The 18,985-nt window shown below is 70.5% G+C and carries 15 protein-coding genes; 9 read left to right on the top strand and 6 right to left on the bottom strand.

Annotated elements, in window-relative coordinates:
- Nucleotides 1–24 precede the first annotated feature (24 nt).
- Nucleotides 25–1,239, bottom strand: coding sequence for a hypothetical protein (locus O7617_RS27515; RefSeq protein WP_282259109.1), 1,215 nt, complete (start codon nt 1,237–1,239; stop codon nt 25–27).
- A 174-nt stretch (nt 1,240–1,413) separates the two neighbouring features.
- Between O7617_RS27515 and O7617_RS27510 the strand changes: the two genes are divergently transcribed.
- From O7617_RS27510 to O7617_RS27500, 3 genes are all read left to right on the top strand, one after another.
- Entirely contained in the window at nt 1,414–2,973 is a 1,560-nt protein-coding gene (locus O7617_RS27510) for an NAD(P)/FAD-dependent oxidoreductase (RefSeq protein WP_282259108.1), read from the top strand.
- Between the two features lie 117 nt (nt 2,974–3,090).
- Complete coding sequence (locus O7617_RS27505) at nt 3,091–3,609, top strand: sigma-70 family RNA polymerase sigma factor (protein WP_282259107.1); 519 nt, start codon at nt 3,091–3,093, stop codon at nt 3,607–3,609.
- Nucleotides 3,606–4,073, top strand: a complete 468-nt coding sequence (locus O7617_RS27500; RefSeq protein WP_282259106.1) for a hypothetical protein — start codon at nt 3,606–3,608, stop codon at nt 4,071–4,073. The genes O7617_RS27505 and O7617_RS27500 overlap by 4 nt, the downstream gene beginning before the upstream one ends.
- 5 nt (nt 4,074–4,078) lie before the next feature.
- Here O7617_RS27500 and O7617_RS27495 read toward each other — a convergent pair whose 3' ends face one another.
- Nucleotides 4,079–4,576 carry a YcxB family protein gene (locus O7617_RS27495; protein ID WP_282259105.1) on the bottom strand — a complete coding sequence of 166 codons (498 nt, stop codon included), beginning with the start codon at nt 4,574–4,576 and terminating at the stop codon, nt 4,079–4,081.
- A 74-nt stretch (nt 4,577–4,650) separates the two neighbouring features.
- On the opposite strand from O7617_RS27495, the gene O7617_RS27490 reads away from it, so the two are divergent.
- Together O7617_RS27490 and O7617_RS27485 are read left to right on the top strand one after the other, a co-directional pair.
- Nucleotides 4,651–5,577 carry a PaaX family transcriptional regulator C-terminal domain-containing protein gene (locus O7617_RS27490; protein WP_282259104.1) on the top strand — a complete coding sequence of 309 codons (927 nt, stop codon included), beginning with the start codon at nt 4,651–4,653 and terminating at the stop codon, nt 5,575–5,577.
- Between the two features lie 172 nt (nt 5,578–5,749).
- Nucleotides 5,750–6,952 (top strand): cellulose binding domain-containing protein, encoded by a 1,203-nt coding sequence (locus O7617_RS27485; protein ID WP_282259103.1) that lies wholly within the window; start codon nt 5,750–5,752, stop codon nt 6,950–6,952.
- A gap of 58 nt (nt 6,953–7,010) precedes the next feature.
- Here the strand turns inward: O7617_RS27485 and O7617_RS27480 are convergent, their stop codons facing one another.
- Together O7617_RS27480 and O7617_RS27475 are read right to left on the bottom strand one after the other, a co-directional pair.
- Nucleotides 7,011–7,598: a hypothetical protein gene (locus O7617_RS27480; protein ID WP_282259101.1), complete on the bottom strand. Its 588-nt coding sequence runs from the start codon at nt 7,596–7,598 to the stop codon at nt 7,011–7,013.
- Complete coding sequence (locus O7617_RS27475; RefSeq protein ID WP_282259100.1) at nt 7,595–8,449, bottom strand: protein phosphatase 2C domain-containing protein; 855 nt, start codon at nt 8,447–8,449, stop codon at nt 7,595–7,597. Before O7617_RS27475 ends, O7617_RS27480 begins: the two co-directional genes overlap by 4 nt.
- Before the next feature lie 48 nt (nt 8,450–8,497).
- Here O7617_RS27475 and O7617_RS27470 point away from each other — a divergent pair, with 48 nt between their 5' ends.
- Complete coding sequence (locus O7617_RS27470) at nt 8,498–9,493, top strand: DUF1152 domain-containing protein (protein ID WP_282259099.1); 996 nt, start codon at nt 8,498–8,500, stop codon at nt 9,491–9,493.
- Between the two features lie 17 nt (nt 9,494–9,510).
- Here O7617_RS27470 and O7617_RS27465 read toward each other — a convergent pair whose 3' ends face one another.
- Nucleotides 9,511–10,332 (bottom strand): SAM-dependent methyltransferase, encoded by an 822-nt coding sequence (locus O7617_RS27465; protein WP_282259098.1) that lies wholly within the window; start codon nt 10,330–10,332, stop codon nt 9,511–9,513.
- 177 nt (nt 10,333–10,509) lie between these two features.
- Here O7617_RS27465 and O7617_RS27460 point away from each other — a divergent pair, with 177 nt between their 5' ends.
- Entirely contained in the window at nt 10,510–13,971 is a 3,462-nt protein-coding gene (locus O7617_RS27460) for a ThuA domain-containing protein (RefSeq protein ID WP_282259097.1), read from the top strand.
- A gap of 167 nt (nt 13,972–14,138) precedes the next feature.
- Nucleotides 14,139–14,675 (top strand): AAA family ATPase, encoded by a 537-nt coding sequence (locus O7617_RS27455; RefSeq protein WP_282259096.1) that lies wholly within the window; start codon nt 14,139–14,141, stop codon nt 14,673–14,675.
- Between the two features lie 58 nt (nt 14,676–14,733).
- Here O7617_RS27455 and O7617_RS27450 read toward each other — a convergent pair whose 3' ends face one another.
- Entirely contained in the window at nt 14,734–17,841 is a 3,108-nt protein-coding gene (locus tag O7617_RS27450; protein ID WP_282259095.1) for a S8 family peptidase, read from the bottom strand.
- Between the two features lie 562 nt (nt 17,842–18,403).
- On the opposite strand from O7617_RS27450, the gene O7617_RS27445 reads away from it, so the two are divergent.
- On the top strand, nt 18,404–18,985 hold the full coding sequence (locus tag O7617_RS27445) for a GNAT family protein (protein ID WP_282259094.1): 582 nt from the start codon (nt 18,404–18,406) through the stop codon (nt 18,983–18,985).

Genomic DNA, 18,985 nt, shown 5'->3' with positions numbered 1-18,985 from the left:
CACCGGCTGACCGGCTGCGGCCCATCAGATGATCATGTGGGTCCAGTAGCTGAGCCAGAGCACGAACAGCACGCCCTGCACCACGGCGAGCGTCGCGGTCAGCCATACGTCGACACCGGCCTGGCGGGCCCAGCGGGCCAGCACCAGCGCCACCGGGAACGCGGCGAGCAGGTAGCGCAGCAGGCTCTTGTACGCCGCCGGGCCCATCGAAAGCGGCACCAGCACCATGAGCACGCCGTACACCAGGTAGGGCAGTTCCCGACGGCGGAACCCGGCGGCCAGCACGGCCAGCACGGCCACGGCGAACCAGACCCGGGCGGCGTCGCGCGGCTCTCCGACCAGCCCGTGCCACAGCACCGGCAGCGGGTTCTGCACCCGGATCCCCCAGCCGGTCTCCTGGGCGTGCTGGTAGGCGAACCAGTCGCCGCCGCGCCACCGGCAGTACGCCATGAAGGTGAACCATCCGGCGGGCAACAGCAGCAGCGGCCAGCCGATCCGTAGGTAGCCGAGCAGGGCGCGCGGACCGAGCCGCCAGTCGTGCTGGCGCAGCAGCACCAGCGCCAGCGGCAGCGCCACGAGCAGGCCGACGGACCGGCTCATCGCCAGGAAGTAGCCGATCACACCGACGAGCAGCCAGCGGCGCCGTTCGGCGTGGTAGAAGGCGGCCAGGGAGAGACAGACGAACAGCGATTCGGTCAGCGCGGCCTGGAACAGGAACGCGGTCGGCAGCAGCACCAGGTACCTGCTGAACCGGCGAGCCGAGTCCGCGTCACCGAGCAGCAGCTCGGCGAGTCGGTAGCCGTACCAGAGGGCCAGCAGGAAGGCGACGTTGCTGATCAACAGGAGGGCGAGCGCGGTGTCGCCGCCGAGCAGCGCGCCGAGCGGCCGGGCCAGGAACGGGTACAGCAGGGGGAAGCCGAAGTCGCGCCACGGCCCGGTCAGGGGCAGCTCGCTCAGCCGCAGGTAGAGCAGCGAGTCCCAGGCGAACCAGAAGGAGATCCAGCGGTGCCCGGAGATGTCCCGCTGCTGGGCCCACATCAGCGCCTCGTCCGCCGGGGGCGCGCCGGGGATGCCGTCCCAGGCGTGCAGGACCAGCAGACCGAGCAGTGTGAGCAGCAGCTTCGCGCCGAGGAACAGGCTGATCACGTACGCCCAGGGCGGCGGCACCCGACGGGCCAGCCGGGCCGCGCCGTGGCCGGCCGCGACCAGCGTGGCCGCGCCGCCTCGCCACCGGTGCATCCGCCCCGCTCCCCCGGTCCGCCGGCCCACCCGCCGCGCGGGGGTGTCGCCCCTCCCGTTGTACGCCGCAGGGCGGCCCACCGACGCGAAAACCACCCAGACAAGGGTGACAATCCTCGCATAACGGGTACGCGCGGCGCCTCAACCATGACGGTGGGCAGGGAGCACGGCACCATGAGCGAGCAACACGGCACGGTGGTCATCGGTGCGGGGCCGGCAGGGCTCACGGCAGCGTACGAGCTGCTCCGGCACGGTCTGCCGGTCCAGGTCTTCGAGGCCGACGAGGTGGTCGGCGGGATCAGCCGGACCGTGGAGCGCGACGGGTGGCGGTTCGACATCGGCGGGCACCGGTTCTTCACGAAGGTGCCCCGGGTGGAGGCGTTCTGGCACGAGATCCTGCCGGACGAGGACTTCCTGACCCGACCCCGGATGAGCCGGATCTTCTACCGGGGCGCGTTGTTCGACTACCCGCTCAGCGCCATGAACGCGCTGCGCAACCTGGGGCTGCCGGAGGCCGCCCGCTGTCTGGGCTCGTACGCCCGGGCCCGGCTGCGCCCGCCACGGGACCAGTCGCACTTCGAGGGCTGGGTGTCGGCCCGCTTCGGCTGGCGGCTGTACTCGATCTTCTTCAAGACGTACACCGAGAAGGTCTGGGGGATGCCTGCGGACCGGTTGCAGGCCGACTGGGCCGCGCAGCGGATCAAGAACCTGTCGCTGGCGACGGCGATCCGCAACGCGCTGCTGCCCAGCCGTCGGCGCACCGACGTGACCAGCCTGATCGAGCAGTTCCAGTACCCGAAGTTCGGGCCGGGCATGATGTGGGAGCGCTGCGCCGAGCAGGTCCGCAAGCGTGGCGGTCACCTGTCGACCGGCAGTTGGGTCACCGCCGTACACCGGGATCCGAAGCGACGGCGGGCCGTCAGCGTGACCGTCGACGGCGCGGGCGGGCAGCGGACCCAGTCGGCGGATCACGTGATCTCGTCCATGCCGATCTCGGAGCTGGTGGCCGCGATGCGCCCGCCGGCCCCCCCGGAGGTGCTGGCCTGCGCCGCCGACCTGCGCTACCGCGACTTCCTGACCGTCGCGCTGGTGGTGCCGGCAAAGTTCTCGTTCCCGGACAACTGGATCTACGTGCACGACCCGGGAGTGCGGGTGGGCCGGATCCAGAACTTCGGCTCCTGGTCGCCGTACCTCGTCAAGGACGGCCGCACCTGCCTGGGCCTGGAGTACTTCGTGTTCGAGGGCGACGAGATGTGGCGTACCCCCGATGCCGAGCTGGTGGCCCTCGCGACCGCGGAGCTGGAGCGGTTGGGGTTGGTCCGACCCGGCGTGGTGGAGGCCGGCTACGTCGTGCGGATGCCGAAGGCCTATCCGGTGTACGACGAGCGCTACCAGCACAACGTCGACGTGATCCGGGCCTGGCTGGCCGAGGCGGTGCCGAACGTGCACCCGGTGGGCCGCAACGGCATGCATCGCTACAACAACCAGGACCATTCGATGCTCACCGCGATGCTCACCGCCGAGAACATCGCCACCGGCAGTACGCACGACGTCTGGTCGGTGAACGTGGAGCAGGACTACCACGAGGAATCCGGCGGCGGCGACGGCCACCGGGGCACCGGTCGGGACGCGCCGGTGCTGCCCAGCCGCATCGTCACCGCCCCGATCACGGCACCCGTCGGGGTCCGGGCCGGCGACGACGGCGGCCGGTCCGCCCAGGTGCCGCTGGCCTGACGAGGGTACGCCGCCGAGCGGTCCCGCCCGGGTCGCCGACGCCGCGCCCTGCGATCGTGGTGGCCGGACGTGAACCTGCCGGGCCCTCACGCCGACTGAACAGGCGAAGGAGGGCCGATGAGCGATGAGTTGCTGGTGGTCCGCTGTCAGCTCGGTGAGCGGGAGGCGTTCGCCGAGCTGGTGCAGGGCTGGCATCCGGCGGTCGAGCGGTACGTCGGGCGGATGCTCGGCGGGTCCGACGACGACGTGGTGCAGGAGATCTGGTTGGCGGTCTTCCGGGGCCTGCCGAAGCTGCGGCAGGCGGACCGGTTCGCTCCGTGGCTGTTCGCCATCGCCCGCCGGGCGGTGATGAACCGGCTGCGGGACGCGTACAGCCGTCCGGAGCCGGAGCCGATCGACGACCTGCCGGGCGACGACGAGGCGGAGGAGATCGTCAACCGGGAGACGCTGGCGGGCGCGCTGGCGGCGCTGCCCGCCCGGGAACGGGAGCTGCTCCTCCTCTTCTACCTCGAGGATCAGTCGCTGGAGGCGTGCGCGCAGATCTGCGCCGTACCCGTCGGCACCGTCAAGTCGCGGCTCAACCGGGGCCGCAGGTTGTTACGCAACGAGCTGGTCCGGAAGGGGTACGAGGCATGACGCCGGAAGAGGTGCTGGCGCGACTGGACGCGCCGCTGTCGCTGCGTCGACGGGTCGGTTACTCGGCCGTGGCTCTCGCCGGTCTCACCGGGAGCGCCCTGATCAGCCTGCTCTGGGCCACCGAGCCCGGGTTGCCGCCGCGTACGGCGGTGGCCTTCGCGGTCCTGGTGGCGATCGGGCTGTGCTGGGCGGTGTTCGGCGCCTGGGCGGTGACCCGGAGGACCTCGTTGTTCGCCCGGGACCGGGTGGTCGCCGGATGGCTCGGCCTCGGTGCGTGGCTGGTCTTCACCGTCGGCGCGTTGGTCATCACCGTGCCGCGACACCGGCTCGCACCGTCGCTGCCGGCCGTCGTGCTCACGCTGGGCGTGGTGGCGGTGGTGAACCTGTGGGCAGCGCGCCGGGCGAGAGCGGCGCTGCTGCGCCGTCGGGACGCGCTGGTCGGGGCGGCGACGCGCGACGAGTGACCGGGTCAGCGCGGTGCGAGCAGGCCGCGTTCGGTCATGTGGGTACGCAGCGTCTCGGCGTCCTCGGCGGTCATCAGCCAGCGGGGGATCACGGTCGCCGGCATCCGGTCGACGTACACGATCCAGAAGTCCCGGGTGTCCTCCACCCGGGTGACCCCGTCCCAGGCGATGCCGCCGGACTCCGAGCCGCTGCGCATCATGATGTTGTCGTCGGTGATGTCGTAGGAGCCGTCGACGGCGTACCCGCCGGACCGGCGGCGGGCGCGCCACCGCACCCACGGCAGGAACAGCATCGACAGCACTCCGGCGAGGACCAGGGTCGTCCACAGCGAGGTGAGCCGCTCGCCGGTCGCGGACCCCCGCGAGACGGCGAATCCGATCACCCCGACCGCCGCCAGCACCGCGCCGATGTAGCGGAACCTGCGCAGCCGGACACCGCCGAGCGCGGCGGCCACCCGGCCGGGATAGGCGGGATCGGCTGGTACGTCGAAACGGATGTGCACGCCGAAACGATAGTGCCCCCGAAGCGACTGGACACTCGCCCGCCCCCTGTCACCGCCCGGTGAGGCAGTCTGGGATGGTGAGCGTCCACCAGCGCCCCGACGACGTCCGAGTGCCCCGGGCCCAGGTGGGGTCCAGCCCGCAACACCTGCTGGCGACGGTGCTCGGCGAATATCTCGACTCCTCGGACGCCCACCTGCCGTCGGCGGCGGTCATCGCGATCCTGCGGGAGTTCGGAGTCAGCGAGGCCAGCGCCCGTTCCGCGCTGTCCCGGCTGGTCAAGCGTGGTCTGATCGCGAGCCGGGGCAACGGGCGGCCGCCGGTCTACCACCTCACACCGGGGGCGATCGCCCGGCATCGCTCCCGGATGCGGCACTTCCTGACCTTCGGCGCCCACCCGCCGCGCTGGACGGGTGACTGGGTGCAGGCGTCCTTCTCGATCCCGAGTTCCGGCCAGGCGTTGCGGCACGCGGTCCGCAGGTCGTTGAGCGCGCTGGGGTTCGTGGGCCTGTACGACAGCGTGTGGATCCGCCCGGGCTCCGACGCGGCACCGGTGCGGGCGGCGCTGGACGACCTGCTGCACCACGTGGCCGGCGCGCGATGGTCGATCATGCACGTCCGGTTCGACGAGGAGTCCGGGCCACACGGCCCGGCCTCCGCGTACGACCTGGCCGCGCTCGCCTCGGCGTACTCGGATTTCGTCGAGCGGTACGCGCGAGTGCGGACGGCCGCCCGCGACGGGACGCTGGACCCGGCCGGGGCGCTGGTGGCGCGGACCTCGGCGATGGACTCCTGGCGCAGGTTCGCCGACATCGACCCGGACCTGCCCGCGCATCTGCTGCCGCGGCCCTGGCCTCGCCGGCAGGCCAGGGAGACCTTCCTGGACATCCACTCCGCGCTCGGTTCGCCGGCCCAGGCGCGTCTGGTCGAGGTGGCCACTCCGCACTGGCCGGACGCCGCCTCGTGGATCACGCACTTCCAGGCTTCGAGCCCTTCAGATTGACACTTATCGTTGCGACGGTGATAGTAACTGCACACAGCTCCCGTCGGATCGCCGCGTGGTGGACCCCGCCCACCTCCACCCGGCCCGCGGCCGGCGCCGACCACAGGGGTCGTGGCGCAGACGGACGACCGCCGCCGTCGGGAGCACCGCCGCGACACCCGCTGGAGGGCGAATGAGAAGGAAACCGAAGATCTACGTGGCCCTGGCGGCCATCCTCGTCCCGGTCACCTCGCTGATGATGGCGCTCGGCGTGGCACCGGCCAGTGCGGCGGTCGGCGGCTCCGGGCCCTACCCCGCCGACTACGAGACCTCGACCGGCCTGGCGAACCACACCATCTTCCGGCCCCAGACCCTGCCCGCCGAGCGCCTTCCCATCGTCGTATGGGGCAACGGCGGCTGCTCCGGCAACGGCCTCTCCCAGGGCAACTTCCTGCGCGAGATCGCCTCCCACGGTTTCCTCGCCATCGCCAACGGAGCCCCGAACGGCTCCGGCTCCACCACGTCGCAGATGCTCACCCAGTCCATCGACTGGGCCTTCGCGGAGAACTCCCGGCAGGGCGGCAAGTACTACAACAAGATCGACACCACGAAGGTCGCCGTCGCCGGCTTCTCCTGCGGAGGGCTGGAGGCGTACGCCGTCTCCAACGACCCGCGCGTCACCACGACCGGCATCTTCAGCAGCGGCCTGCTGAACGACGCCGACGACTACCAGCTCCGGAGGCTGACCAAGCCGATCGCCTACTTCGTCGGCGGGCCCAGCGACATCGCCTACCCGAACGCCATGGACGACTGGGGCAAACTGCCGGCCGGACTGCCCGCGTTCATGGGCAACCTGAACGTCGGGCACGGCGGCACCTACGACCAGACCAACGGCGGCGAGTTCGGCCGGGTCGCGACGCTGTACTTCAAGTGGCGCCTCAAGGGTGACAGCACCGCCGGCGCCAACTTCGTCGGCCCCAACTGCGGCCTGTGCCGCACCCAGTGGACCGTGCAGCAGAAGAACCTGACGCTCGACGGCACCCCGCCCACCACCCCACCGCCCACGACGCCGCCGCCCACCACGCCGCCGCCGCCCACCGGTGGCGCCTGCACCGCGGTCTACGCCGTCCAGGACCAGTGGAACGGCGGTTTCGTCGCCAACGTCAGCGTCACCGCAGGCACCGCCGCCCTCACCGGCTGGCGGGTCACCCTCACCCTGCCGAGCGGAGCGGCGGTCACCTCGCTGTGGAACGGCGTCGCCAGCGGCAGCAGCGGCACCGTCACCGTCGCGAACCAGAGCTACAACGGACGCCTGGCCGCCGGTCAGGGCACCAGTTTCGGATTCCAGGGCACCGGAAACGGCAGCGGGGCCACCGCCACCTGCACCGGAAGCTGACACCCCTCGGCGGGCCGGCGCACCGACGCCGGCCCGCCGAGAGCGGTCCGCCTGGCGGTCAGTGACCCTGGGGCGATGCCACGTCCGTGGCCGTGGCGGGCTTTCGCCTCATCATCCACTCGACCGGCCAGACGCCATCCGTCAACCTGGCGTCCGGGATGTTCAGACTCCGCCGGGCCGCCGCATAGAATTCGGTACGCGCGCGGCTGGCATCGGCCACCGCCTCTTCCCATCCGTCGGCATCGGCCTCCTCGATCCAACCGTGCGCGTACCACTCCATGAGCCAAACGCTCCGGTGCCAGGTTCGCGCCGCTTCCACGGTTGCGGGATCGCCCAGCAGGAGGACGTGCTCCCAGTCGCGCTCCCGCTGGGCCGCGGCCGCTTCGAGCTGCGGCAAGCCGTCCTCAGGGGACAACGCAGGGGTTTGCGCATGCAACCCCCTGCCTGCTGCGATTCTGTTCGACAACTGGTAACAGGCCTTGATGGCGCGGCCGTAGCCCGCGTAGGCCGCGGAACGCTGTTCGAACAGCTTTGCCGTGTGGTCACGGCGAAACCGGGCCCGGTCGTTCAGCCCGGTGCCCAGGAACGAGAGGACCGCGCCCGCGAGAACGGCTCCCACCGTGAGGAGCTGTTGAGTCACATTCATCGGGATGCTCCCCCTGGTCGGCGGTCCTCAGGGTGACAGGTGGTGTCGAACGTGCAGTGGGCGACCGTGGCGTCGTCCGGCACGCGAAAGTCGGAGCCGCCGCTCGGGGCTTCGGCCTGTCGGACGCGACGGATGACACCGGTTGGGCCTTCGGCGGCGAGCAGTCCCAGCACGCCGGGCCAGTCGGTCACGGCGTACGGGCTGACGATCCGGCCGGCGCCGTTGCTGAACAGCGCGAAACCGTTCAGGTCGGCGAGGGATGCGCTGCCGGTCACCGCTTCCTGGGCCGCGCGCGGGTCGTCCTTGGCGATCCAGTACCCGCCCACCTGGTTGCGGCGGGCACGCAACGCCTCGGCGCAGGAGTCGCGGACGCGGTCATACTCCGGCGTTCCCGGTGCCAGGCCGTCCAGGGGCGCTGAGCAGTCCCGCCTGGCCAGCCCTTCACGCTCGTCAGTGATCACCTGAGGGCCGCCGTCGGCCGGGTCGAGGACGAGGTAGCAGTCCGCGAGCAGGAGATAGTCCAGACTGCCACGGGCGGCGCGGACCATCGCGACGGTGGCCTGCGGGCTGCGCGGATCCGCGATGTCGCAGGTGTCGCAGTGCTCGGCGGCTGTCTCGCCGATGGCGGTGGCGAGGACCGCCGCGAGGTCTCCCCCGTCATCACGCGACAGCTGCGCGAGCAGTGCGGCACCGAGGCGGCGCGTGTACCAGACGACACCGTGGGAGCAGAGCGACTCGGCTCCCGGGATGCCGGCACCGTCCAGCAGGACGACGGCACCGGGCACCGCGCCGACGAAGTCCTCGTTCGGTCGACCGGGCCTACCTGCGCTCGTCGCCAGACTGACGTACACCGTGTGCGCTCCTCTCCCTGGACGAGACGGACCCGTCATCATTGAGCGGTGACGACCTCCGCGGCACTACCCGCCGATCTCGGTGTGTTCTCGTTGGCCGTACCCCCACTGTTCGCCGCGCTGGCTCCGGCGCGCAACGTCCTCATCGCCGGCGCGGGCGGAGGCTTCGACGTGTACGCGGGTCTGCCGTTGGCCCTCGCCCTGTGGCGCGGCGGCACACAGGTGCACCTGGCCAGTCTGTCCTTCTCGGAACTCGAACTGATCGACCAGGACGCGTGGAGCGCGGAGCACGTCGCTGCCGTGCAGCCGGGCACCACCAGCCCGGACTGGTACTTCCCGGAACGGACGCTCGCCCGGTGGCTGGCGGCCCAGGATCTGCCGTCGACCGTGTACGCCTTCCCGCCGCTCGGTGTCCAGCCCCTTCGGGCCGCGTACCGGCACCTGGTCGAACAGCTCGACATCGACGCGGTCGTGCTCGTCGACGGCGGCACCGACATCCTGCTGCACGGCGACGAGAGCAATCTCGGCACGCCGGTGGAGGACATCACCAGCCTCGCGGCGGTGACCGCGCTGGACGTCCCGATCAAGCTGGTGACCAGCCTCGGCTTCGGCATCGACGCGTACGACGGCGTGAACCACGTCGAGGTGCTGGAGAATCTCGCCGCGCTCGACCGCGACGGCGCCTACCTCGGCGCCCTGTCCATCCCCGGTTCCAGCCGGGAGGCCGTGCTTTACCGCGATGCCGTCGCCGACGCCCAGGCCGCCACCCCGGACCGGCCGAGCATCGTGCAGGGACAGATCGCCGCCGCCACCAGTGGAGCGTTCGGAGACGTCCGGTTCACTCGGCGTACCGGCGGCGGAGACCTGTTCGTCAACCCGCTGATGGCGATGTACTTCACGGTCGACCTCGACGAACTCGCCACCCGATGCCTCTACCTCGACCGCATCGAGAACACCGTCGGCAGACGGCAGGTGATCACGCGCATTCAAGCCTTCCGCGAGGAGCTCCGGAACACCCGCATCCCCCGCGCGTTCCCCCACTGAGGCGAACCAGGCCCCGGTCAGGGCTTGCGACCGACCGCACCGTAGATGGAGGCGTCGGCCAGCGGCGGTCGTTGCTCCGCCGGCACCTGCGGGCGCCACTCGGTGACCGGGACGATGCCCGGCTCGGCCAGCTCCAGACCGGTGAAGAAGCGGGCGAACTCGGCCCGGTCGCGGGGCACGGCGTCCTGCTTCATCCGGCCGGAGGCGAACTCGGCTTCCATCCGCTCGACGATCTCGGTGGGGATGTGGTCGGTGGTGAAGTGGGTCAGCGCCAGCCAACTGCCTGACGGCAGCGCGTCGAGCAACCGGGCGACGTGCTCGTGCGGGCGGTCGTCGTCGCTGAGGAAGTGCGTCACCGCGATCAGCACCAGAGCCACCGGCTGGGACAGGTCCAGCGTGGCGTGCAGGTGCGGGTCGGCGAGGATCTTCTCCGGGTCCCGCAGGTCGGCGTCGAGGTAAGCGGTGGCACCGGACGGATCGCTGGTCAGTAGCGCACGGGCGTGGACCAGCACCATCGGGTCGTTGTCGACGTAGACCACCCGGGACTCGGGGGCGACGGACTGGGCGGCCTCGTGGGTGTTGTCGGCGCTCGGGATGCCCGTGCCGATGTCGAGGAACTGCCGGACACCGGCCTCCCGGGCGAGGAACCGCACCGCCCGCCCGAGGAAGGCCCGGTTCTCCCGCGCGAGGGTGCGCACCCCGGGGTAGACGGCGGCGATCTGGTCCCCGGACTCCCGGTCGACGGCGAAGTTGTCCTTGCCGCCGAGCCAGTAGTTGTAGCGGCGAGCCGGATGCACCACGCTGGTGTCGATCCGGTCCGAAGGCGATGCTGTCGTCACGTGACCTCCCCAGGTCGACCGCCACCGATCGTAGGGGAGAAACTCCGATGCGGTGACCCCGCGCCAGGAAACCGCTTGCCTCCGTGCTATTGACGCTCGTCACTGGCTGTCAGTACCGTGATGCGGGCAGCGAGAAAGCGCTTTCCGGCCCCTCACCGTCCAACAGGGAGCGCCCCCATGCCCCGAAACCTCCGTTCGCTCTGCCTCATCCTGCTCGCCGTCATCGCCGTGGTGAGCACCACCACCGCCCTGCCCGCCGAGGCCGCCCCCCGCTTCCGGGTGCTGGTCTTTTCCAAGATCACGAACTTCTACCACGACTCGATCCCGGCCGGCATCGCCGCCATCCAGCAACTCGGCACCGCGCACAACTTCGAGGTCGTCGCCACCACCGACGCCGCCGCGTTCACCGACGCCAACCTCGCCACCTTCGACGCCCTGGTGTTCAACAACACCAACTCGCTGCCGACCTCGGGTGACCTGCTCAACGCCAGCCAGCGGGCCGCGTTGCAGACCTTCATCCGCAACGGTGGCGGCTGGGCCGGCCTGCACGCCGCGTCGGCGAGCGAACGTGACTGGCAGTGGTACGAGGGCCTGGTCGGCACGATCTTCGACTACCACCCCGACTTCTCGTCCACCGGCGGCACGTTCCCCGGCCGCGTCAAGGTGCTCGACCGGGCGCACCCCTCCACCCGCAACCTGCCGGAGCTCTGGGAGCAGAGCGAGGAGTGGTACAACTGGCGGACCAACCCGACCGGCAACGTGCACACCCTCGCCCAGATCAAGGTGCGGGACGGGATCAACGGGCTGGACGAGGGCGTCGACCATGCGTACTCCTGGTGTCAGCGCTACGACGGCGGCCGGTCCTGGTTCACCGCCGGCGGGCACGCCAGCGCGCAGTTCAGCAGCGCGACCTTCCTGGAGCACCTGCGCTACGGCATCGAGTGGGCCGCCGGCGCGGTCGCCGGCGACTGCTCGGCCACCAAGACCAGCAACTTCGAACGGGTTGGTCTGGTCACCGAGAACCTGGCCGACCCGTTCGAACTGGCCGTCGCCCCGGACCGGAAGGTCTACTACATCCAGCGCACCGGCGCGTTGAAGGTGGTCGATCAGGACACCCTCCAGGTCACCACCCTGCTGGACTTCGCGTACACCTCGGCGATGACCGACCAGTCCGACGGGCTGCTCGGGATGACCCTGGACCGCAACTTCGCCGGCAACGGCTGGATCTACCTGCTCTGGTCGGACAAGACGCTCAAACAGCTCAACCTGTCCCGCTTCACGGTCGCCGACAACAGCGTCGCGCTCTCCTCGGAGAAACGCCTGCTGACCATCCCCACCTACCGGGGCGAGGGCCGGGCCAACTCGCACATGGGCGGCTCGCTGGCGATGGACGGGGCCGGGCGACTCTACGCGGCGATCGGCGACAACACCGACCCGTTCGCGTCCAGCGGCTACACCCCGATCGACGAACGCTCCGGCCGCGCCGCCTGGGACGCCCAGGGCACCGCCGGCAACACCAACGACCTGCGCGGCAAGATCCTGCGCATCACCCCGCAGTCCGACGGTACGTACACCGTGCCCAGCGGCAACCTCTTCACCCCCGGCACCGCGCGGACCCGGCCGGAGATCTACGCGATGGGCATGCGCAACCCGTTCCGGATCACCGTCGAGCCACAGACCAACGCGGTGCTGGTGGCCGACTACGGCCCGGACGCCCGCGCCGCCGACGCGAACCGCGGCCCGGAGGGGACCGTCGAGTTCAACCGGATCACCACGGCCGGCAACTACGGTTGGCCGTACTGCGTGGGCAACAACATCCCGTTCAACGACTTCGACTTCGCCACCAACACCTCGGGGGCGAAGTTCAACTGTGCCGCGCCGGTCAACAACTCCCCCAACAACACCGGCCTGACCAGCCTGCCGGCGGCGAAGTCGGCACTGGTCTGGTACGCGTACTCCGCGTCCACCCAGTTCCCGGAGCTGGGCACCGGTGGTGGCGGGCCGATGAGCGGCCCGGTCTACGACTACGACCCGGCCAACACCCGCACCACGAAGTTCCCGGAGTACTTCGAGGGTAAGTGGATCACCTACGAACTGACGCGCAGGTGGTTCAAGACGCTCTCGATCCACAAGACGGCGCAGACGTTCAGCAACGCGCGCTTCGGGCCGACCGCCGTCGGCGACCTCCAGTCGATCAACGGCATCTTCGGCACGATGAGCTGGATCCAGCCCTTCGAGGCGGAGTTCGGCCCGGACGGCTCGCTCTACGTCATCGACTTCGGCGAAGGCACCGGCAGCGGTCGCGGCGGCAGCAACGCCGGCGCGGGCATCTACCGGATCGACTACGTGGCCAACGGCCGGCCACCGACCGCGAAGATCGCCGCCACCCCGGACAGCGGACGCGCGCCGCTGACGGTCGGCTTCTCCTCGGCCGGCACGACTGCGGGTGACGGCACCGCCCTCGGCTACGCCTGGGACTTCACCAACGACGGCACCACCGACTCGACCGCCGCCAACCCGACCTTCTCCTACACCAGCGCCGGTAAGCACACCGCCCGACTGACCGTGCGCAACAGCGGTAACGGGTTGACCGCCACCGCGGTCACCGACGTGGTGGTCGGCAACACCCGACCCACGGTGACCCTCAACGTGCCCGACGGCGGCTTCTTCGACTTCGGCGACAAGATCCCGTTCACGGTGACGGTCACCGACCCGGAGGACACCACGATCGACTGCACCAAGGTGACGGTGCAGACGCAGCTCGGCCACGACTCGCACGCGCACCCCCTGGACGTCTACACCGGCTGCTCGGGGCTGCTCTCCACCGAGGCGGACGCCGGTGACGGGCACGGGCCGGGGCAGAACCTCTACACCCTGATCACGGCGCAGTACACCGACGGCGGCGCGACCGGCGCACCGGCGTTGACCGGCTCGACCCGCGTGCAGTTGCAGCCCAAGAGCAAGGAGGCCGAACACTTCAGCGCCCAGTCCGGCGTCACCGTCAACGACCGGGCCACCGCCCGCGCCGGGAAGCGGCTCGGCGACGTCGACCACAACGACTGGATCGCGTACGGGCCGGTGGACCTGCGTAACGTCGGCTCGGTGACGCTCGGGGTGACCAACGGCGGCCTCGGCGGCACCATCGAACTGCGCACCGGCTCGCCGACCGGCACGCTCATCGGCTCGGCTGCCATCGGCTCCACCGGCGGGTGGGACAACCTGGTCTCCCCCACCGTCACGCTGACCAACAAGCCGACCGGCACCACCACCCTGTACGCGAAGTTCGTCAACACCGCCCAGATCGGCGGCACCCCTGACCTGCTCGCATTGGACTGGCTGCGGTTCAACGGCGCCGGCGTCAAACAGGAACCGGGCGGGACCCTGTCCCTGGCCGCGAACCCGGCCAGCGGCACCGGGACACTGAACACCACGCTCACCGCCACCGCGACAGCGCCGTCCGGGCAGAGCATCACCGACTACGCGTGGGACTTCGGCGACAACAGCGCCATCACGCACGGGGCGACGCTGCGCTCGATCGCCCACACCTACCCCCGCAAGGGCACGTTCACGGCTCGGGTGACCACCACCTACACGAGCGGGGAAACCCGCTCGATCAACCTGACCGTCACGGTCAACTGACCGCCTGGGGGTGGCGGGCGACCCCGCCCGCCACCGCCGCCGGTTCGGGCGTGAACTGACAACCGAGATCTTGGACAGTTTCCGTTACGCGAGAACAGTTACGCGAGAACGGAAACTGTCCAAGATCTGCGTTGCGTGCCCATCGCCGACCGTTTCAGGGAGCCCGCATGAACAACCGGTACGTCGTCATCACGGGTGGACCGGGATCCGGAAAGACCACGCTGCTCGAGAGCCTGCGGTATGCCGGACATGCCTGCGTCGAGGAAGCCGGGCGGCAGATCATCCAGGACCAGCTCCGGATCGGTGGGCGCGCCCTGCATGGCACGGATTCACGGCTGTACGCCGAGATCACGCTGAGCTGGGAGATCCGCTCCTACCGCCAAGCCGGCCAGCACACCGGCCCGGTCTTCTTCGATCGTGGGATCCCGGATGTGCTCGGCTACCACCTTCTGCTCGGCTGGCCCGTACCGGACCACGTGGCGGAGGCGGCACGGCAGTTCCGTTACCACCGGCGCGTCTTCGTCGCCCCTCCGTGGCCCGCGATATACGCCAACGACAGCGAGCGACACCAGGACTTCGCCGAGGCGGTACGCACCCACGACGCGATGGTCGCCGCCTACACCCAGCTCGGCTACGAGCTGACGGCCCTGCCGCTGAGCGACGTCAGCTCGCGCCGCGCCTTCGTCGAGCGACTGGCATTCTGATTCTGGACCAGGGCCGTGGGGCGGTGCGCGACGGCACCGCCCCACGGTTCACGACGATTTACTCCCAGGAGCTCTGCGACGTGGAGACGAGGTTGCCGGGGACGACCGTGCCGTTGATGTTCCACTCGGTGTACGCCCAGAAGTCGCCGTCGCCCAGCGGCCTCTTCGGCTTCAGCGTGAACCCGTACGTCAGGCCGCGCTCCACGGTGGAGGGCGCCTCCAGCGTGGCACCCGCGTACGTGGCGTTGCGGCCGATGACGGCGTGCCCGAGTTGGAAGTCGACGACCGGGCCACCGGGGTACTGCGCGAACACGTACGCGGTGTAGCGCCCCGGCTCGGGCAGGAACTTGTAGGCCTGCTCCGTGCTGGTCCAGTACCTGTCACTGCTGTAGATCAGCTTGTCGCCCTTGTACAGGTACAGGTCGAGGTTCGTGTTCGGGTCGTCGGTGGTGGTCTCGACCACGATGCCCGCGGTGTTCGCCGGCACTGTGAAGTCGACCTTCTTCACTCCGGTGGCCTTCGGGTCGAAGACGCCGCCGTAGACGCCGGCCGGCATCGAGTACGACGTCCGCTGCATCGGCGTGTAACCGGTGCTGCGGCCGGCGAACGGCCCGGTGAAGCCGGGCTGGAGCGAGCCGAACGCACCGTTGGTCATCCGGCCGAACTCCTCGCCGTCGTCGGCGTACGGCCGGGGGGTGATGCCCCACGGGCGGGCGGCGACCGGGATCCGGGCGCTGTGGGCCTTGCCCTGCCAGGTGATCGACCCGGTGACGTACCGGTCCCAGGGTGCGCTGCCCCGACGCACGGTGATGGTCACCGTCGCGGAGGTTCCGGGTGCCAACGTGACCGATGCCGGGGACACGGTGACCTTCATGCCGGGCAGGCCGGACACCGACGACCGGTAGGTCTCCTTCGCCTTGCCCACGTTGGTCAGGGTGCGGGTGACGGTCACCGGCCGGGTGCCGTCGTACTCGCGCAGCGAGACGGCCGGCAGGTTGAGTTCCTTGCCGTCGGGCTGGGCCGTCTCGCTGAACGTGACCAGCTCCTTCGCCGTCGGTTGGATGACCAGGCCGGGGTCGGTGGCCTTGGCCAGGTTGATGAAGCCGCTGCCCTGCTCCAGCGGGTCGCTGGTGCCGACGGTGTCGGTGGCGGTGGTCCGCAGCGCGGAGGCGACCGAGCCCGGTGACCAGTCCGGGTGGGTGGCGCGCAGGATCGCCGCCGCGCCGGCCACGTACGGCGAGGCCATCGAGGTGCCGGAGTACGCGTCGTAGTTCCGCCCGAAGTTGCCGGCCGGCGAGACCGCGGCGATGATGTTCGATCCCGGCGCGACCAGGTCGGGCTTGAAGACGCCGAGGGTCACCTTGTCCGGGCCGGTGGAGGAGAAGTCCGCCACGCTGGGCAGGCCCGGAACGCTGGAGCCGTCACCGCCGGCGCGCACCGATGCCGTCGCGTCGGTGGGGTGGCGCATCAGGTAGTTGAAGAGTTCACCGGCCTGCTTCTCGGTCGGCAGGTAGACCACGGGGAAGTTGAAGATGGAGTTGATCCGGTAGTTGCCGACCGGGTCGAACACCACCATCGCCGCCCCGCCCTTGGCCTTGATCTCGGCGGCGGAGCCGAACATGTCGGACAGCGCGCAGGCGACGACCTTGCCCTTGATCTTGGCAGGGTCGAGGCTGCCGGGCTCGCAGTAGACCGCGCCCAGGTCGGGCGAGCCGGCCTGGTCACCGAAGACCATCGGCAGCGAGCCGCCACCGGGCAGCGCGTCCAGCGAACCGCCGACGAGCTTCGTGCCGTCGCCCAGCTTGACCGTCGCCTCGTCGAGCTTCGTCACCGCCGCGCCGACCGTGGTCACCCACGGTGCCGCGTTGCTGATCGCCCCGCTCACGATGCCGGTGTTGCCCGCCGACGCCGCCACGAAGACCCCGGCCAGCGTGGCGTTGAGGAACGCGATACCGATGGGGGTGTTGGCCTCCCAGTCGCCGAGCTGGGAGCCGATCGAGAAGTTGATGACCTGCACGCCGTCGGCGACGGCGGCGTCGATGCCGGCGATGATGTCGGCGTCGTAGCCCATGCCACCCCAGAGCACCTTGTAGACGGCGATCTGGGCGTCCGGGGCCACCCCGGAGACGGGACCGAAGCGGCGACCGTCGATCGTGACGTTCGGCAGCGGCAGACCAGCCGCGGTGGAGGCGGTGTGCGTGCCGTGTCCGGACAGGTCGCGGGGGGAGAGGAACTCACCCTCGGGCACCGTGCCGCCGTAAGCCAGCCACGAGTCGGCGAAGTACCGCGCGCCGACGATCTTGCCGTTGCAGTGCTCGGCCACGAAGGCCACACCGGTCTGGCAGGTGCCGCGCCAGTTCGCCGGGGCGGGCATCTTCTTGGCGAACGACGCGCTCTCCGGCCAGATGCCGGTGTCGAGGACGCCGATGACCATGCCCGCACCGGTACCCGGGCCGGGCTTACCGGGCTTGTCCGGCTTGCCGGCGGGATCCGCACCCGGGCCGGGCTTACCGGGCTTGTCCGGCTTGCCGGCGGGATCCGCTCCCGCCGACTGGTCCAGCTCGCCAGGAGTCGGCGTGGCCGGGGCACTGGGTGCCGGGGCGCCGGGGGCCGGCGCGGTCGGCGGAGGCGTCGGGGTGCCGAGCGCCCGTGAGGCGGTGACGGCGCGGACGCGCTTGTCCGCCCGCAACGCGGTCACCTGCTCGGCGGTCAGCTTCGCGGAGAACCCGTTGAAAGCGGTGGTGTACGAGGCGGTGACCTGCACCTTCGCGGCGGCGGCGACGGCGCTGCGCTGGGCGTCGAGGTGGCCGCGGTAGGCCCGTGCCGGTGCCGACGTCACGTCCAGCCGGTCACCCGCCTGCGGGCGGGTCCGCGCCAGCCCGGCCGAGCCGCCGGCGTACGAGGTCAGGGGTTCCTCGGCCAGCTCGACGATGTACATGCCGGGACGGGTCTCGTCCGCCGTGGCCTGTTGGTCGGCAGCCTTCCTGCCGCCCGGCCGGCGGTCGGCGCCGTCGGTCAGGGTGACCTTCTTGTCGGACCCGGCGGTGAAATAGCCGATGCCGCCGCCACCCGACGGTCCTGCGGGTGCCGCCGCCGCCGTTCCCGCGACGCCGGTGGTTCCGGTGACCAGGGCGAGGACCAGCGTCGGTATCGCTAGTCTTCGCACCCTGTTTCCGCTCGTGCTGGTAGCCACGAGGCTCCTTTCGATGGCTCCTTTGTGGAGCACTGTTCCGATCGCGACCCGCTCATGGGAGCGCTCCCCCACCTAAGCCGCCGATGGTTAATCGAGGGTTCGGAGAGTGTTTCGGATCGCCGGTGCGTATAAGATCACGTTCCGCCGGCCACGCCTAGATCATGTTTTGCCGATGCCGCCGGAGCAGCGACCCCGCCGACGGCGCCCACCCGCGCTCCGCAGTGGTCACTCATGATCAGGCCGCGCACGCGTTCGCGCTGCTCGACGGATGGTCACCGAGTGGCCGTGACAGGTCCTCGGCGATCCGGTGGAGAAGTTCACCGCCTCCCGCGACTGGGTGGCCACGAACCGAGGTGCCGCCTGAGCGAGTGGTGCCGGACCTGCGCCCGCCACCTCGACGACCCCGACAGGCGTCACGGTCGACGACCGGGCGACCGCCCGCGCCGGCGGATATGTGGTTGCCCACCCCGGACCTCGACCGGCTAAGGTCAGGCGGCCAGGCCGTGACATCCGGGAGTCCACGGGGGAGAGCCCGATGATCGATCTCAGCCACAAGCCGACTCTGACCGGACGCCTGGTCACGCTGCGGCCACCGACCGCCGACGACGCCGAAGCCATGACCGCGGTCATGGCAGACCCCGACGTGGCCCGTCTGACCGGCAGTGTGACCAGCAGCGCCGATCTGGGACAGCCCCCACCGTTGGAGCGCAGCCGCGACTGGTACGGCTCACGGGGCGCCACCGACGACCGGCTCGACCTGGTCGTCGTGGACAAGGCGACAGATCGTGTCGTCGGCGAGGTCGTCCTCAACTCCTGGGACCCCGACGCCCGCAGCGTCAACTTCCGCACCATGGTCGGGCCGGAGGGCCGTGGTCGTGGTCTGGGCACCGAGGCCGCCCGGCTCGTGCTCGGCTACGCCTTCGACCAGTTGGGGTTGCACCGGGTGGGGTTGGAGGTCTTCGACTTCAATCCCCGCGCCCGACACGTCTACGAGAAGATCGGTTTCGTCCACGAGGGCACCCGACGCCACGCCCTGTGCTTCGACGGCGACTGGGTCGACGCCCACGACATGTCCGTCCTGGAGCACGAGTGGGCTGACCACCGCGGCAACTCCTGA

It is taken from the genome of Micromonospora sp. WMMD1155 (genome assembly GCF_029581275.1).
GTDB lineage: Bacteria > Actinomycetota > Actinomycetes > Mycobacteriales > Micromonosporaceae > Micromonospora.
Note: the sequence above shows the minus strand (reverse complement) of the source record. Positions and strands in the feature narration are given on the sequence as shown.

Excerpts from the sequence above, each read along its gene's own strand:
- O7617_RS27460 (WP_282259097.1), top strand. The coding sequence starts at position 10,510 with ATGCCCCGAAACCTCCGTTCGCTCTGCCTCATCCTGCTCGCCGTCATC.
- O7617_RS27485 (WP_282259103.1), top strand. The coding sequence starts at position 5,750 with ATGAGAAGGAAACCGAAGATCTACGTGGCCCTGGCGGCCATCCTCGTC.
- O7617_RS27500 (WP_282259106.1), top strand. The coding sequence starts at position 3,606 with ATGACGCCGGAAGAGGTGCTGGCGCGACTGGACGCGCCGCTGTCGCTG.
- O7617_RS27445 (WP_282259094.1), top strand. The coding sequence starts at position 18,404 with ATGATCGATCTCAGCCACAAGCCGACTCTGACCGGACGCCTGGTCACG.
- O7617_RS27505 (WP_282259107.1), top strand. The coding sequence starts at position 3,091 with ATGAGCGATGAGTTGCTGGTGGTCCGCTGTCAGCTCGGTGAGCGGGAG.
- O7617_RS27515 (WP_282259109.1), bottom strand. The coding sequence starts at position 1,239 with ATGCACCGGTGGCGAGGCGGCGCGGCCACGCTGGTCGCGGCCGGCCAC.
- O7617_RS27480 (WP_282259101.1), bottom strand. The coding sequence starts at position 7,598 with ATGAATGTGACTCAACAGCTCCTCACGGTGGGAGCCGTTCTCGCGGGC.
- O7617_RS27490 (WP_282259104.1), top strand. The coding sequence starts at position 4,651 with ATGGTGAGCGTCCACCAGCGCCCCGACGACGTCCGAGTGCCCCGGGCC.
- O7617_RS27455 (WP_282259096.1), top strand. The coding sequence starts at position 14,139 with ATGAACAACCGGTACGTCGTCATCACGGGTGGACCGGGATCCGGAAAG.
- O7617_RS27510 (WP_282259108.1), top strand. The coding sequence starts at position 1,414 with ATGAGCGAGCAACACGGCACGGTGGTCATCGGTGCGGGGCCGGCAGGG.